General features: G+C 65.0%; 16 protein-coding genes. 4 read left to right on the forward strand and 12 right to left on the reverse strand.

The window, feature by feature from the left end; translation table 11 throughout:
* Nucleotides 1-323 precede the first annotated feature (323 nt).
* On the reverse strand, nt 324-1,214 hold the full coding sequence (locus Q7C30_RS03780; protein ID WP_317870708.1) for a LysR family transcriptional regulator: 891 nt from the start codon (nt 1,212-1,214) through the stop codon (nt 324-326).
* Nucleotides 1,215-1,349: 135 nt separating this feature from the next.
* On the opposite strand from Q7C30_RS03780, the gene Q7C30_RS03785 reads away from it, so the two are divergent.
* A complete protein-coding gene (locus tag Q7C30_RS03785) occupies nt 1,350-2,519 on the forward strand; it encodes a multidrug effflux MFS transporter (protein ID WP_317870709.1) in 1,170 nt (389 codons plus the stop codon).
* Here Q7C30_RS03785 and Q7C30_RS03790 read toward each other — a convergent pair.
* The 4 genes from Q7C30_RS03790 to Q7C30_RS03805 form a co-directional block, all read right to left on the reverse strand.
* Nucleotides 2,504-3,067 carry a GNAT family protein gene (locus tag Q7C30_RS03790; protein ID WP_317870710.1) on the reverse strand — a complete coding sequence of 188 codons (564 nt, stop codon included), beginning with the start codon at nt 3,065-3,067 and terminating at the stop codon, nt 2,504-2,506. The genes Q7C30_RS03785 and Q7C30_RS03790 overlap by 16 nt on opposite strands.
* 10 nt (nt 3,068-3,077) lie before the next feature.
* Entirely contained in the window at nt 3,078-3,698 is a 621-nt protein-coding gene (locus Q7C30_RS03795) for a LysE family translocator (protein WP_116887601.1), read from the reverse strand.
* A 179-nt stretch (nt 3,699-3,877) separates the two neighbouring features.
* Entirely contained in the window at nt 3,878-4,342 is a 465-nt protein-coding gene (locus Q7C30_RS03800; protein ID WP_317870711.1) for a hypothetical protein, read from the reverse strand.
* A 188-nt stretch (nt 4,343-4,530) separates the two neighbouring features.
* Entirely contained in the window at nt 4,531-5,586 is a 1,056-nt protein-coding gene (locus Q7C30_RS03805) for a diguanylate cyclase (protein ID WP_039575415.1), read from the reverse strand.
* A gap of 248 nt (nt 5,587-5,834) precedes the next feature.
* Between Q7C30_RS03805 and Q7C30_RS03810 the strand changes: the two genes are divergently transcribed.
* Nucleotides 5,835-6,725, forward strand: a complete 891-nt coding sequence (locus Q7C30_RS03810; protein ID WP_039575412.1) for a bestrophin family ion channel — start codon at nt 5,835-5,837, stop codon at nt 6,723-6,725.
* 36 nt (nt 6,726-6,761) lie between these two features.
* On the opposite strand, the gene phnE is transcribed toward Q7C30_RS03810, so the two are convergent.
* Genes phnE through Q7C30_RS03830 form a run of 4 tightly spaced genes read right to left on the reverse strand, consistent with a single transcriptional unit; the run spans nt 6,762 to nt 9,992 of the window.
* On the reverse strand, nt 6,762-7,529 hold the full coding sequence (gene phnE / locus Q7C30_RS03815) for a phosphonate ABC transporter, permease protein PhnE (RefSeq protein WP_317870712.1): 768 nt from the start codon (nt 7,527-7,529) through the stop codon (nt 6,762-6,764).
* A complete protein-coding gene (locus tag Q7C30_RS03820) occupies nt 7,526-8,353 on the reverse strand; it encodes an ABC transporter permease (RefSeq protein WP_295484587.1) in 828 nt (275 codons plus the stop codon). Before Q7C30_RS03820 ends, phnE begins: the two co-directional genes overlap by 4 nt.
* On the reverse strand, nt 8,347-9,141 hold the full coding sequence (locus Q7C30_RS03825; protein ID WP_317870713.1) for an ATP-binding cassette domain-containing protein: 795 nt from the start codon (nt 9,139-9,141) through the stop codon (nt 8,347-8,349). Before Q7C30_RS03825 ends, Q7C30_RS03820 begins: the two co-directional genes overlap by 7 nt.
* Nucleotides 9,138-9,992 (reverse strand): putative selenate ABC transporter substrate-binding protein, encoded by an 855-nt coding sequence (locus Q7C30_RS03830; protein ID WP_317870714.1) that lies wholly within the window; start codon nt 9,990-9,992, stop codon nt 9,138-9,140. Before Q7C30_RS03830 ends, Q7C30_RS03825 begins: the two co-directional genes overlap by 4 nt.
* 190 nt (nt 9,993-10,182) lie before the next feature.
* On the opposite strand from Q7C30_RS03830, the gene selD reads away from it, so the two are divergent.
* Both selD and mnmH read left to right on the forward strand, forming a co-directional pair.
* Nucleotides 10,183-11,217: a selenide, water dikinase SelD gene (gene selD, locus Q7C30_RS03835; RefSeq protein ID WP_317870715.1), complete on the forward strand. Its 1,035-nt coding sequence runs from the start codon at nt 10,183-10,185 to the stop codon at nt 11,215-11,217.
* The gene (mnmH, locus tag Q7C30_RS03840) at nt 11,217-12,332 is read left to right on the forward strand and encodes a tRNA 2-selenouridine(34) synthase MnmH (protein WP_317870716.1); all 1,116 of its coding nucleotides are present in this window, start codon (nt 11,217-11,219) and stop codon (nt 12,330-12,332) included. The genes selD and mnmH overlap by 1 nt, the downstream gene beginning before the upstream one ends.
* Nucleotides 12,333-12,383: 51 nt before the next feature.
* Here mnmH and Q7C30_RS03845 read toward each other — a convergent pair whose 3' ends face one another.
* From Q7C30_RS03845 to Q7C30_RS03855, 3 genes are read right to left on the reverse strand one after another with little or no spacing between them, the layout of a single operon-like run.
* Complete coding sequence (locus Q7C30_RS03845) at nt 12,384-12,773, reverse strand: lysozyme inhibitor LprI family protein (RefSeq protein ID WP_317870717.1); 390 nt, start codon at nt 12,771-12,773, stop codon at nt 12,384-12,386.
* Between the two features lie 44 nt (nt 12,774-12,817).
* Entirely contained in the window at nt 12,818-13,357 is a 540-nt protein-coding gene (locus Q7C30_RS03850) for a hypothetical protein (RefSeq protein WP_317870718.1), read from the reverse strand.
* A 52-nt stretch (nt 13,358-13,409) separates the two neighbouring features.
* A complete protein-coding gene (locus tag Q7C30_RS03855) occupies nt 13,410-13,973 on the reverse strand; it encodes a GNAT family N-acetyltransferase (RefSeq protein WP_317870719.1) in 564 nt (187 codons plus the stop codon).
* Nucleotides 13,974-14,020 lie beyond the last annotated feature (47 nt).

Consider the following 14,020-nt stretch of genomic DNA (forward strand, 5'->3'; position numbering starts at 1 on the left):
CCGCAGTCATCAGGCCCTCACCGAACTGCTCGAGCAGCTCCTTGGGGATTTTTGGTAGGTCACGCAGGGGTTTCTTCTTGGTTGGCATACATGCACCTCTTGCTCATGTTATGCCCGAACACAAAATTTCTGACATACCCGCACAAGGTGAAAAATCGTCCCGCTTGATAGTTGCTATCACTGATTCGAACTGTTCTGTGAGGCGGCCTGGGATTGATTTATGGGCTGCCTGCACGGCAGCGTTAAAATCGATACATCAACCAAACAAGCCGCCCGCCCGAACCCGGTAACCCACCGTGAAACAGGCTGGCCGCATCCTTGCCTCACAGCTCCGGCACCGTCGCCCCCTGCCCAAACACCCCTGCCACCGCCTCAACCACCACCTTCACCCGCGCCGTATGCGCCAGATCCTGATGCAACACCAGCCACGCTTCATAAGGCGTGGCACGCCGGCGCTGCGGCCATAGCCGCGTCAACTGAGGATCGCGCGCCGCCAGATAGTCAGGTAGTTCACCCAAGGCCAACCCTGCCCGCACGAACGTGGCCAACATCAAGCTGGAGTCCAGCTCGGCCACCACCCGCCCCTGCTTGATGGGCACGCCCACCAGCGTCCCGTCCTGGCGCTCGGTCACCCCGGCCTGGTACAGGGCAATGTCGTGTCCGGCGAACTGGTCCTGTGGCTCTGGCGTGCCATAGCGTTCGAGATAGCCACGAGTGGCATATAGCCCCACGTCCCAACTGGCCATCCGCCGCACGATCAGATCCGGCTGCTCAGGACGCACGGTGCGCACGGCGATGTCGGCCTCCCTGCGCGCCAGGTCCAGCAGTCGGGTGGTGGTGGTCAGGATCACGCGAATGTCGGGATGGCTCGCGCGCAAGCGCTCGATCGCCGGGACCAGGAAATCGACGGCCAGCGCATCGGTGGTGGTGACCCTCACCTCGCCCTCGGCGCGTGCATCGGCGCCCTCGCCTCGGCGCTCGAACGACACGGCCATGCGCTCCATGTCCTGCGCCTTGAGCAACACATCGCGGCCGGTCGCGGTCAGCGTCAGGCCGCTGTTGCTGCGCAGGAACAAGCGACTGCCGAGTGTGCGCTCCAGCCCGGCCAGACGCCGGCTCACGGTGGTCTGGTCGATACCTAGCTGGTGCGCCGCGCCGGTCAGGGTGCCAGCACGGTGGACGGCAAGAAAAATACGTATGTCATCCCAGTTCATGATCACCTTCTACGCACCTGCAAAAATGCAGCCTATGGCTGCATGGGCGTGCATTTTCACATGAACCCAGCCTGCCTAGCATGTGCCGCTTCCCTTCAACTCACTACGACAGCCGACCTGTCATCCGGGAGCCTCATGCCTCGTTCCTCATTCATCCTCGTCGTCGCGATGCTCAGCGCCTTCGGCCTGATCGCCTCGGACGTCTATTTGCCCGCCATGCCCAGCATGACCCACGCCTTCGGCATCGCCGACTGGCAGATGCCGCAGACCGTGTCGTTCTATCTGCTGGCGCTGGCGGTATCGCAATTGGTGTACGGCCCACTCTCGGACCGCTATGGCCGCAAACCGGTATTGATGGGCGCCGGCTTGCTGTACCTGGTCGGCTCGCTGGGCTGTGCGGCGGCGGGCAGCTACCCGGCATTTCTGGCATGGCGCATGATCGAGGCGATGGGCGCCGCTGCCGGGCTGGTCATCGGTCGCGCGCTGATCGCCGATACCTGTGACAAGCGAACCTCGGCCAAGGTCTATGCGATCGTCTACCCGCTGGTGTCACTCTCCCCCGCGCTGGCGCCGGTGATTGGCGGACACCTGGCCGCCCAGTTCGGCTGGCGCGCAGATTTTCTTTTCGTCGCGGGATTCGGGGCTGTTGCACTGCTCTTGGCCTTGATACGACTCCCTGAAACGCTGCCGGCAGCGGCGCGTGTACGGACCAACCCCTTCAACGGTTTCAGCCAAGTACTACGTGACCGTGGCTTTCGCCGCTACACCCTGGTGGTCTGCGCGATCTACTGCGCGTGGTTCGTCTACCTCACGCAGTCACCCTTCCTGCTGACACGCGCTGGGCTGAGCGAAGAACAGATCGGCTGGATGTACCTGCCGCTGACAGCGGGCATCATCGGCGCGAATTGGCTGACGAAACGCGGGTTGGAATACTGGCCCTATGACCGGCTGGTGGCCGCCGGGGTGATCTGCTTCGTGGTGGGCGGTGTGGTCTTTCTGGGGGTTGCAGCGATGGACTGGCGAAGTGCGGCCGGGGTGGTGCTGCCGATGTGCCTGGTGAGCCTGGCCAATGGCTCATCATTGTCACTGTCCGTGTCGGGAGCCATCGCCGCAGAGCACGGCCATGCCGCCACCGCCTCCGGGCTGGTGGGTTTCTGTCAGATTGGCAGTGCCGCGCTGATGGCCATGGCGATCAGCGCAGTGTTCGGGACCAGCCTGGCTGTGCTAGCGGGGGCCATTGCGGTGTTCAGCCTGATCGCGCTTGGCGCGTGCCTAGGTAGCTGCTTGCATCATGGGCGCGACTGAGTGGTTCGCCACTCCTTACTCAACACCGCATACTGATAAGTATTCTCGTACACCGGCACCCCGTTATCGTCCTTCATGAACGACACGAACTCCATGAACAGTCCCTCCCGGCGCATGCCGAGCTTTTCGCAGAGTCGCTGGGACGGCAGGTTGGTGTCCTCAACGTAGGCATATAACCGTCGCAGGCCCCGTTCGTTGAACAAATAGTCCACCAGCGCTACCGCCGCCTCGTGCGCATAGCCCTGCCCGGCGAAGCGGGGATTGAAATTCCAGCCGATGGAAAACGTGTCCGGCTGGTCCTTTTCCGGGTGAGCGAAGACATCGCCGACCAACGCGCCGTCGTGCTTGAGACACACGGCAAAGTATTCGTTGTCGATACCGCGCTGCTTCGCTTCTTGCGCGGCAGCGGCCGTGTCGGACAGCGCCAGTGAGAAAAAGCAACTGGCGGTCGGTCGATGCAGGTAGTCGAACAGCGCGGCGGCATCACCCTCGCAGAAGCTACGCACGATCAGTCGGTCGGTTTCATACAAGGTTGCGGGGGTATTCACAGAAAACTCCTCAACGGCGGCTCAACGCCAGCCGGGCAGCGAACAGGATGAACAGCACGCCGGTGGTGCGATCCATCCATGAGACCACCGAGCCCTTGCGCAGCACACCGGACAACGAGCGGGTGGCGCCGATCAATGCCGCGGCCCAGAGCAGGCCGAGCACCACGTGAATGGCTACCAGGCCAAAGGTCCAGGTGATCAGTGGTGCCCCCTGGGGGATGAACTGGGGCAAGAACGACACATAGAAGATGCCGATCTTCGGATTGAGCAGATTGCCGAGCATGCCCCTGAGGAACCAGTTCCGCGTGGGACGTGCGTCTTGCTCGGCCGGGGCCAACGACTGCCGGGGTCGCAGCAGCATGTTCAGGCCCAACCATGCCAGATAGGCCGCGCCGCAGTACTTGAGTATGTCGTAGGCCAGTTCCGACACGGCGATCAAGGCGCCGAGACCGAAGGCCACCGCCGCGCCCCAGATGAAGCAGCCGGCGTTGATACCCAGCGCGGCGCGCAGCCCCTGCGCGCGGCCTTCGACGGCCGATGTTCTGAGGATCAGGGCCGTGTCCAGGCCTGGGGTGATGGTCAACACTGTGGCGGCGAGGGTAAAGGCAAGCAGGTTATCGGCGAGGGTCATGGCGAGTCGGCCTTGTGGACAGTTGGCCTAGCGTAGCCTTTGGGAAGGGTTTTCCGTAGTCCGGGCGCGGGTAAATTTCAGTATTTTCTTCATCGCCTGTGGGCCATCTTTTGTCTGACGGGAAGTCGCGCTCGTCGGCGATCACAGGCCGCTGCCAGGCAGCGTCTGAAATGGCTGGCTCAAGCCGCCGCCGGCGCGTCGGCTACCTCATTGCTCTGGCTACGCAGCAACAGCAACAAGCTCCAGACCTTCACCACCTCGGCGACGAGGCTGAGGAAGAACACCAGCCATCCCGCCGTCTCGATCAGCGGATCGGGCCAGAACAGCGCAACCGGGATCGAGGGCACCAGAATCACCCGAAACGGCGCCTGCGCCAGCCCGAGATAAGCCGCCATGCGCGCGCCTTTCAGAAAGAGACAGCCGCTGATGAACACCGTCAGATAGACCGCCAAGCTGGCGAAGCCAATGGCGTAGGCGAGTTCCGCATGTTCTGACGCCAAGGCCAGAATGCTGTGCAGGTCGGTCCAGAACGGGATGTCACCGCGACGCAGGCTGTCGACCACATAGACCAGGACGATGAGCATATCCATCGCCCCCCAGCCCAGCTGAGTGAACCGCTGAAATCGCTTGTCGGTCAGGCTCAAAGGTGCATCTCCTTTCGTGTCCATGAAGGCTATCCGCGAAAGCGCGAACCGCCGTGCCGCTGCATTTAACGGCGACTCAACGGTCAACGCATGAGGATGCGGGAGAGATAACCTGTGGGATGTATCTGTGTGTGTTGTCGGTCTGCCCATGGTCACAAAAAGAAAGAGGATCCATCGTCCAAGTCCTATCAAGCGGCCGACGGTTGGCTGCGCGCCACCACGACCCGGTTGCGCCCGGCGCTCTTGGCTTGGTACAGCGCCATGTCCGCTTCATGCAGCCAGCCATCGGCACTGAGCTGGTGCGCGCCGTAGGCGGCGATGCCGATGCTCAGGCTCAGCCGCTGCTCCGGCAGGTCAGGATGCCGATAGCACTCCACTGCCTGGCGCAATCGTTCGAGGATTTCCTCGGCCTGGGCCAGGCCAGCGCCGGGCAACATCACGCAGAACTCGTCTCCGCCATAACGGGCCACCAGGTCGGTCTTGCGCAGGTGCGTGGGTAGCAGCGCGCTCAGGGTACGCAGGATGTCGTCGCCCATCAGGTGGCCATGGACGTCGTTGATCTGCTTGAAGTGATCGATGTCGATCAACGCCAGCACACTGGCCTGGTCGGCGCGGCGGCAGCGCTGGAACTCGCGCGTCAGCAGGTCTTTCCAGGCGCCGTGGTTGATCAGTCCGGTCAGGCTGTCGGTCTGGCTCAGGCGCGCCAGGGCGCGCTTGTGCTGGCCCAGTTGAACCGTGACCTGGTAACAGATCAGGCCGATGGCCATGGGGTAGATCAGCAGGATCGGCAGGCAGGCCAGCATCTGCGCCTGAGTGGTGGGCGGAAACAGCGGCGGCGCGTACAGCCACAGACCCAGCGCGATACCCAGCACCTGGGCAATGACGGTCTTGACCAGCATGTGCCAGCCACCGGCGGCGATCTTGTCCATGGCAATCATCGACAGGATGATCACGCTAGGCAGCGGGTTGAGCCCCATCGCCCCGGCCCAGCAGCCGCCGGCGAAGCCGTCGAACACCAGGTTGCGCTGCTCGGCGACGAAAGGCTGCCGGGAGCGTCGAGCGATCTGGTAGGCCAGATGTGGCCAAACGAAGCCATGCAGCCCGAGCAGCGTCCAGACCCACCACGCCGGTTGCAGGGGCCACAGGCCAATGAGCACGCAGAAGAAACCCAAACCGGTGCCGATCGCACGTGGCGGGTACATGCGCTTGGCAAAAGAAAGGCCCTTGCCCGTTCGCTGGTTCATCGGGAATCACCGAAAAAAACTGTCCTGGGTTGCACCGGACTGGCAACCAGGCTGGCGACAGGCCCTGGGGTTCGGCGTTTTGGCATTGTGCCACTACTGAAAAGGGGAGTTCAAACGGGTGGGGTCGAATCCTACGCATTTCATCAGCCTTCGGAAAACTGAACCGTTTAACGTTCCCATCCCTCTGCGCGAACCTTACCTCGCCCCCGGCGTCCGATCCTTCATCCGCTCCATGAAGAGATCCCTGCGTGAAAAACTACCTCGTGCGCAAATACCGCCTGGTGTTCAAGACCTTCAACTACATTGGCTGGTCGCTGCTGTGGCTGCTGCTCTGGGACATCCTGGTGACCCTGGACTTCATGCTGTTCCTCGACAGCAAGTTCAGCCTGCCGCTGATCCCGCTGACCCTGCTCGGCTCGGCACTGGTGGTGCTGGTGAGTTTTCGCAACAGCAGCGCCTACAACCGCTGGTGGGAAGCGCGAACGCTGTGGGGGGCGATGGTCAACAGTTCGCGCAGCTTCGCGCGGCAGGTGCTGACGCTGGTGGACGACACCGACGACGGGCTCAATCCGGTGAAAGCCACGCTGCTGCGCCGTCACGTGGCCTATGTGAACTGCCTGGCCGCGCACCTCAAGGGCGAGCCGTGCCCGGCCGAACTGATGGCGTTCATCCCGCAGCACGAATTCGAGCGACGCAATGGCTCGAACAATTTCGCCAACGACATCCTCGCAGGCTCCGCCGCCTTGCTCTCTCGTGAGTACAAGGCTGGGCGGCTGGACAGCATTCGCCTGGCACGGCTGGAGTCGACCCTGGTGGACCTGTCCAATGCCCAAGGTGGCATGGAGCGGATCGCCAATACCCCGCTGCCCTACCCCTACGTGTACTTCCCACGGCTGTTCATCACGCTGTTCTGCGTGATCGTGCCGATCGGTCTGGTGGAATCGCTGGAATGGTTCACGCCGCTGGCATCGACCGTGGTCGGCTTCATGCTGCTGGCGATCGAACGCATCGGCACCGACCTGCAGAGCCCGTTCCGCCGCAGCGAGCACCAGATCACCATGGACACCATCTGCGAGACCATCGAGCGCAACCTGGAGTCGATGCAGCGCGAAGCGCAGTGCGGCGAGTGGGCGCCGTGACGAGCGGCGCCAGTTCGCGGCTGAAGACCCGCAGGATCAGGCGCGTACGTAGCGCTGGCGCAGTACGTCGCTCAAGGCATCCACCAGCAACACCAGCACCAGCATGCCGATGATCACGGTGCTGGCCTGCGCCTCCTGGAACAGGCTGAGGGTGGTGTAGAGCATCTGCCCCAGCCCACCCGCGCCGACGAAACCGAGCACGCTGGCCATGCGGATGTTGTTTTCCCAGCGGTACAGGCTGTAGGCGAGCCACTGCGGCCACAGGTTGGGCAAGGTGCCGAAGCAGAATGCCGCCACCTGCCCACCGCCCTGCAGGCGGACGGCCTGCGCAGGCTCGGGCGGTGCGTTTTCCAGCGCCTCGGCGAACAACCGGCCCAGCACCCCGGCCGTGTGCAACGCCAGGGCCAGGGTGCCGGCGTTAGGACCAAGCCCGGCCGCCAGCACCGTCAAGGCCGCCCAGACCAGTTCCGGAATTGCCCGCAGCGCATTGAGCAGCAGCCGCGCTGCGCCTTGCAGCGGCCAGCCGAAACGCCCCGCCGCCGGCAACGCGAGCAGCAACCCCAAGAGCATCGCCAGCAACGTACCCAGGCCGGACATGGCCAGGGTTTCCAGTGCGCCATGGCCCACCGCGCGCAAGTGCTCGGTCGAGAGGTCAGGGCTGAGGAAGCGCGCCGCATAGTCAGCCATCTGCGCCGAGCCGCCGTTGCCCAGCACCGAGGCCAGGTCCAGTTGCAGGTAGGCGAACGACGCCACCACGGCGGCCAGCAGTGCCAGCAGCACCAGCCAATTGATCACCCGCTTCACGCCAGCCTCCCGCGCAACAGGCGGCTCAGGCCATCAGCCAGGGTCACCAACAGCAGGAACGCCAGCAGCATGCTCGCCACCTCGGCGCCGGCGAACATGCGCATCGACAGGTCGATCTGCTGACCGAGCCCACCAGCGCCGACGAAGCCCATCACCACCGACGCGCGCACCGCACACTCCCAACGGTAGACGCTGTAGGACACCACCTCGGCCGCCGCCAGCGGCAGGATGCCGTAGGCGAAGGCCGCCAATCGCCCGCTGCCACCCTGCATCAGGGCATGCGCCGGACGCTGGTCGACCGACTCGAAGATCTCGGCATAGACCTTGCCGAGCATGCCGCTGTAGGTGATGGCGATGGCCAGCACCCCCGCCGTCGGCCCCAACCCGACCGCCCTGACGAACAGCAGCGCCCAGACGATTTCCGGCACGCTGCGCAGGAACACCAACAGCCCGCGCACCGGTAAGCGCACCAGTTGCGACCATGGCCCCGGCCGGCCACCGCGCGATGCGGCACGCAACGACAGCGCGCGACTGGCGAGCAGGCTGGCGGGCACGGCCAACAGCAACGCCAGGGCCATCCCGGCCGTGGCCACGGCCAGCGTCTGCACCGTCGCCTCCAGCAGCAAGGCGAGGAAATCGCGATCATGGGCCGGTGGCCAGAACGCGCCGAGAAAGCTGGCCATCTGCTGCCGGTTCTCGGCCTGCAGCAGCACCCCGGGGTTCAGCTCGCTCAGTTGCACGCCCGGCCACAGCACGGCCAGGCACACCACGGCCAGCAGCAGACGCGGCCAGGCCGCCGGATCGCGGGCATCGGCCTTCAGCATCGTGGCATCTGCACCGTCAGGGTCGGCGCTACGGTCACTGGCGCCGTCAGGTGCTCGTTGGCATAGAGCTCGTCGAGCATGCTCTGCGCGACCGCCGCTGCCGCACAATCGAACGCCACCTGGCCGTCACGAATGCCGATGATGCGCGGGAAATGCGCCAGCGCCAGGTCCACCGCGTGCAGGCTGGCGACCAGGGTCACGCCCCGCTCGCGTGCATGGCGGTTGAGCAGGCCCAAACTATGGTCGGCCAGTACCGGGTCCATCGCCGAGACCGGCTCGTCGGCCAGCAGCACCTCAGCCTGTTGGTACAAGGCGCGGGCGATGCCGACGCGCTGCAACTGACCACCGGACAATTGCCCGCACTGGACGAACACCTTGTCGGCCAGACCCAGCTCGGCCAGCACTTGGCGTGCGCCGGGTACATCGGTGGGGTGCAGCAGGTTGAGCAACCCGCGCAGGGTGCCCCACTGCCCCAAACGTCCGGCCAGCACGGCGGTGACCACCCGTTGGCGCGGCGGCAAGGGCGGCGCCTGGTGCACCAGCGCAACCCGCGTGCGCAAACGCTGGCGAGCGCGGGCCGACAGTGCCCAGGGCTGTTCGCCGAGCAGGTGCAGGCACCCGCTGCTCGGCTGCACGGCGGTGGCCAACAGGTGCAGCAAGCTGGACTTGCCCGCGCCGGACGGGCCGATCACCGCCACCCGCTCGCCGGCGTCGATACGCAGTTTGACGTCGTCCAAGGCGCGAACCTGGCCATGGCGCAGCCCCGCGCCCTGCAGTTCGATACTCACTTGAGCAAGCCGGCCTCACGGGCAGCCTGCTCGGTGCCGACGTAGTTCTCCGGCTGGGTTTCGATGAAGCGGCTGGCCGCCTGCAGATCGAGGATCGCTTTCTGCTCGGGCTTGGCGGGATCCAGGGCGAGGAAGGCTTGCTTGATCTTCTCCTTGAGCGCCGGGTCCATGTTGCCGCGCACCGTCCAGTTGTAGTCGTAGTAGGTCGGGGTGGTCGCGAACACGCGCACCTTGGTGGTATCGACCTTGCCGGCATCGACCAGCTTCTGCCAGACGCTGGCGTTGAGCACGCCGGCATCGACCTTGCCGGCCTGCACCCAGGCGACGGTGGCGTCGTGGGCACCGGAATAGGCGACCCGGCTGAAGTAGCTTTCCGGCTTGATATTGTCCTGCTTGAGCATGAAGTAGCGCGGCATCAAGCTGCCGGACGTCGAAGAGATCGAGCCGAAGGCGAAGGTCTTGCCCTTCAGATCGGCCAGGCTCTTGACCTCGGGGTTGGCGGTGATGAACTTGCTGGTGAACTGGGCATCCTGCTCGCGCTGTACCAGCGGCGTAGCGGTGGGATCTTTCAGGTGCACCTGAACGAAGGTGAAGCCGCCCAGCCAGGCCAGGTCGAGGCGGTTGCTGGCCAGCGACTCGACCACCGCCGGATAATCGGCCACCGGCACGAACTGCACCTTCATGCCCAGTTGCTGCTCAAGGTACTCGCCCAGCGGCTTGAACTTGCGCAGCAACTCGGTCGGCGCTTCATCGGGAATGGCGCTGACGCGCAAGGTTTCAGCAGCCTGAACCACCACAGCACAGCAAGACAGGACGAAGCCGGCGGCCAGCGCCAGGGGACGTTTCAGCACGGGAGGGGTCTCCTTTGGAGACAGCTGCGAGCGGTGAGCTGCAAGCTGCAAATGAACGCGGATCGCGGTTGGGTGTAGCTGGGCATTCTAGCCGCAAGCACGCACGACTGCTTCATCTTGCCGCTCGAAGCTTGAAGCTCGAAGCTGCTCTATTGCTACACTCGCGCATTCATTCGATTGCGAGGTGCCCATGAGCGAGCCGATTCGCCTGACCCAGTACAGCCACGGCGCAGGTTGTGGCTGCAAGATCTCTCCCAAGGTGCTCGACGTCATTCTGGCCGACAGCGGCAGCCAGGCGCTGGACCCCAAGCTGTGGGTCGGCAACGCTTCGCGTGACGACGCCGCCGTGTATGCGCTGGACGAAGAGCGGGGCGTGGTCTCGACCACCGACTTCTTCATGCCCATCGTCGACGACCCCTACGATTTCGGCCGCATCGCGGCCACCAACGCCATCAGCGACATCTACGCCATGGGCGGCGATCCGCTGATGGCGATCGCCATTCTCGGCTGGCCGATCAACGTGCTGCCGCCTGAGGTCGCCCGCGAAGTGATCCGGGGTGGTCGCGCGGTGTGCGCCGAGGCCGGTATTCCGCTGGCCGGCGGGCACTCGATCGACGCGCCCGAGCCGATCTTCGGCCTGGCGGTGACCGGTGTGGTCGGCAAGCGCCAGCTCAAGCGCAACGACACCGCCACCGCAGGCTGCACGCTGTACCTCACCAAGCCGCTGGGCATCGGCATCCTCACCACCGCCGAGAAAAAGGCCAAGCTGCGTGTCCAGGACCAGGGCCTGGCGCGCGACTGGATGTGCACGTTGAACACCCCCGGCAGCCGCTTCGGCAAGCTCGACGGGGTCAAAGCCATGACCGACGTCACCGGCTTCGGCCTGCTTGGCCACCTAGTCGAAGTGGCCGAAGGCAGCGGCCTCACGGCGCGCCTGCAATTCGACGCCGTGCCGCGCCTGCCGGGTGTCGAGCACTACCTGGCCGAGGGCTGCATCCCCGGCGGCACGCTGCGCAACCACGAGAGCTACGGTCACAAGATCGCCGCCTTGACCGATGAACAGAAACACCTGCTGTGCGACCCGCAGACCAGCGGCGGCCTGCTGGTAGCCGTCAGCCCCGAGGGCCAGGCGCAGTTCCTCGCGGTGGCCGCCGAACTGGGCCTGGACCTGGCGCCGATCGGCACCCTGGTCGAGCGACAGACCTACGCAGTCGAGGTGATCTGATGCGCCCCGACTGCACCGACTTCCACTCGCTGTTCCTCGATGACGTGCCGATGATGGACATGCGTGCGCCCATCGAGTTCGCCAAAGGCGCCTTCCCCGGCGTGGTCAACCTGCCGCTGATGAACGACGCGGAGCGGCACAAGGTCGGCACCTGCTTCAAGCAGCAGGGCCAGGGCGCGGCCATCGCCCTGGGCCATCAACTGGTCAATGGCGCAGTCAAGCAGGCGCGCCTGGAGGCCTGGGCGGCCTTTGCCAGCGCCAACCCGCAGGGCTACCTGTACTGCTTTCGCGGCGGCCTGCGCTCGCAGATCGTCCAAGGCTGGCTGAGAGAGGCCGGTATCGACTACCCGCGCATCCGCGGCGGCTACAAGGCCCTGCGCAACTATCTGCTGGATACCACGGCACAGGCGGTGGCGCAGTGCGACTTCGTGCTCATGGGCGGGCTCACCGGCACAGGCAAGACCGACGTCCTGCTGCAACTGGATAACGCGCTGGACCTGGAAGGCCACGCCAACCATCGCGGCTCCAGCTTCGGCAAACGCGCCACCGCGCAGCCGGCGCAGATCGACTTCGAAAACCAGTTGGCGATCGACGTGCTGAAGAAACGGGCGCGTGGCGTGCAGCAATTCGTGCTCGAAGACGAGGGGCGCATCGTCGGCAGTTGCGCGGTGCCGCTGCCGCTCTACCAGGGCATGCAGCGCTATCCGCTGGTGTGGCTGGAGGATAGCTTCGCCCAGCGTGTCGAGCGGATCCTGCGCGATTACGTGATCAACCTGTGCGCCGAGTTCGTCGCCCTGCACGGCGAGGATGAGGGTCGCCAGTTGTTCGCTGAACGTCTGCGCCACAGCCTGGGCAACATTCGCAAGCGCCTGGGCGGCGAACGTCTCCAGCGCCTGCAGGCGCTGCTGGACCAGGCCTTGGACGAACAGTTGCGCAGCGGCGACGTGGACCTGCACCGGGGCTGGATCGAAGGCTTGCTGAACGAGTATTACGACCCGATGTACGCCTATCAGCGCGAGGCCAAGGCGCACCGCATCGAGTTCGCGGGCGATGGCGTGGAGGTGCGCGAATATCTCAAGGCACGGGCGCAGCGCGAGCGGCCACCGGCACGCTGACAGCGCCTCGGCGCCGTGACCGTAGACGTCCCGGCGCCACGCCTCGAAGCACTACTGCTCCGGCTTGAGCAGCCGCTCCATCTCCGCCGCACGCTCCTGGGTCATGTCCATCACGCAGATACCTTGCTCGACGCTGGCCATGCTGCCGCCGCTCAGTTGCGCGTGGAAGCCGCAGTTCTTGTCGCGAAAGGCGATCCAGTCGCGCTGCACCTCACGCAGGCGCTTGACCTGAGCGATCTCCAGCTTGCGGATCAACTGCTTGTAGGCGGTGTTCAGGCGTTGATCTTGCACGCGGGTTTCGTCGGCGACGCAGACATTCATCGCCAAGGTGCTGGCGGCCTTGTCCATGCACTGGACATAGCTCGGGGAATTGTCGTCGGCCTGGGCCGATGTGGCGAAGGCCAGCGCGGCGTACAGCGTGGCAAAAGCGTAGCGAGTCATCGAAGCGGATCCGTTGGGTGAACAGGATGCTGAGCCTAGCAGTGTCAGAGACTTTGCGCAGGCTCCGGCGGCATCAGCACCTGATCCACCTCGAAGCGCAGCGACGGCAGTTGTGTGGCGACATACAGCGTGAGCGCCAGGGCCGCAATCACCACCACGTCCACCCAGTTCCAGCCCGGCACCTCATCGGCGCGGCGGGCCTTGAAGCACCACCAGAACTGGCCGGCGCAGAACACCAGCATCGACCCCAGCCACAGGTAGAACCCGAGGCCGAAACCGGTGATGTCGTGGAAAGCGTAGCTGCGGTTGTCCGGCAGACGCTCGATGCTCAAGCTGCCGATGGCCAGGTACAGCGCCGCAGCGCCGACCAGCAACGCCAAACGCCGAAAGCGCCGATGGGCGAGCACCGCCAGCGCCAGCAACGGGTTGGCGAACCAGGCGTACACACCGAAGGCCACGCCCCAGGGGCCGTAGAGCAGCATCTGCAAGGCCGGCATCTGGCGCCCGACATCCATCAGCGCGCCGTCGAAGAACAGACTGGAGAGGTACAACAGCAGGCTGAGACTGAGGTAATAAGCGGGCAACCGGACACTCCACGGGCTTGAAAGCGAACGCCGACCTTACCGCACCCACGCCTCAGGCGACAGGCGGTTCCAGCAGCAGGCCGTAGAGGCCCGAGTCGGACAGCTCTCCGGCCACGCACCAGCGCGCACGCAGGGTGCCCTCCAGCACGAAGCCCTGGCGCTCCAGGGTGCGCGCCGAACCCTGGTTGCGCGGGTCGATCTCCGCTTCCAGACGGCGCATGTGCAGGATGTGGGCCAGGTAGTCGATGAAGCAGGTCAGCGCCTCGTCCATGTAGCCCCGGCCCTGCACGGCGCGGGCCAGGCAGTAGCCGATCTCGCCCCGGCGCGAGTCGTGATCGATGTTGAACATTTGCACCATGCCGATCAGCTCGCCGTTATCGCGCCGGTACATGCCCAGCTTGAGCAGCGTGCCCGCCGCATAGGCTTCGCGGTCAGCGGCCAGGGCGCTTTCGGCCTCGGCCAGTTCGGTCCAGGGCGCGTGATACCAGTAACGCATCACCTCGGGGTCGGCCATGATCGTCAACCAGCGCGCCGCATCGGCGTGGCGCATGGGCCGCAACTGCAAGCGCGGGCTGTCCAGGCACAGGTCACTGGGGAAACTGCGGAGGTGGATCACGCCGAACTCCTGTCCAAAGCTGGGAAGATGACAGTCTAGCGTCAGTG

The organism is Pseudomonas sp. RAC1 (assembly GCF_030658255.1).
GTDB classification, from domain to species: Bacteria; Pseudomonadota; Gammaproteobacteria; order Pseudomonadales; family Pseudomonadaceae; genus Aquipseudomonas; species Aquipseudomonas boreofloridensis.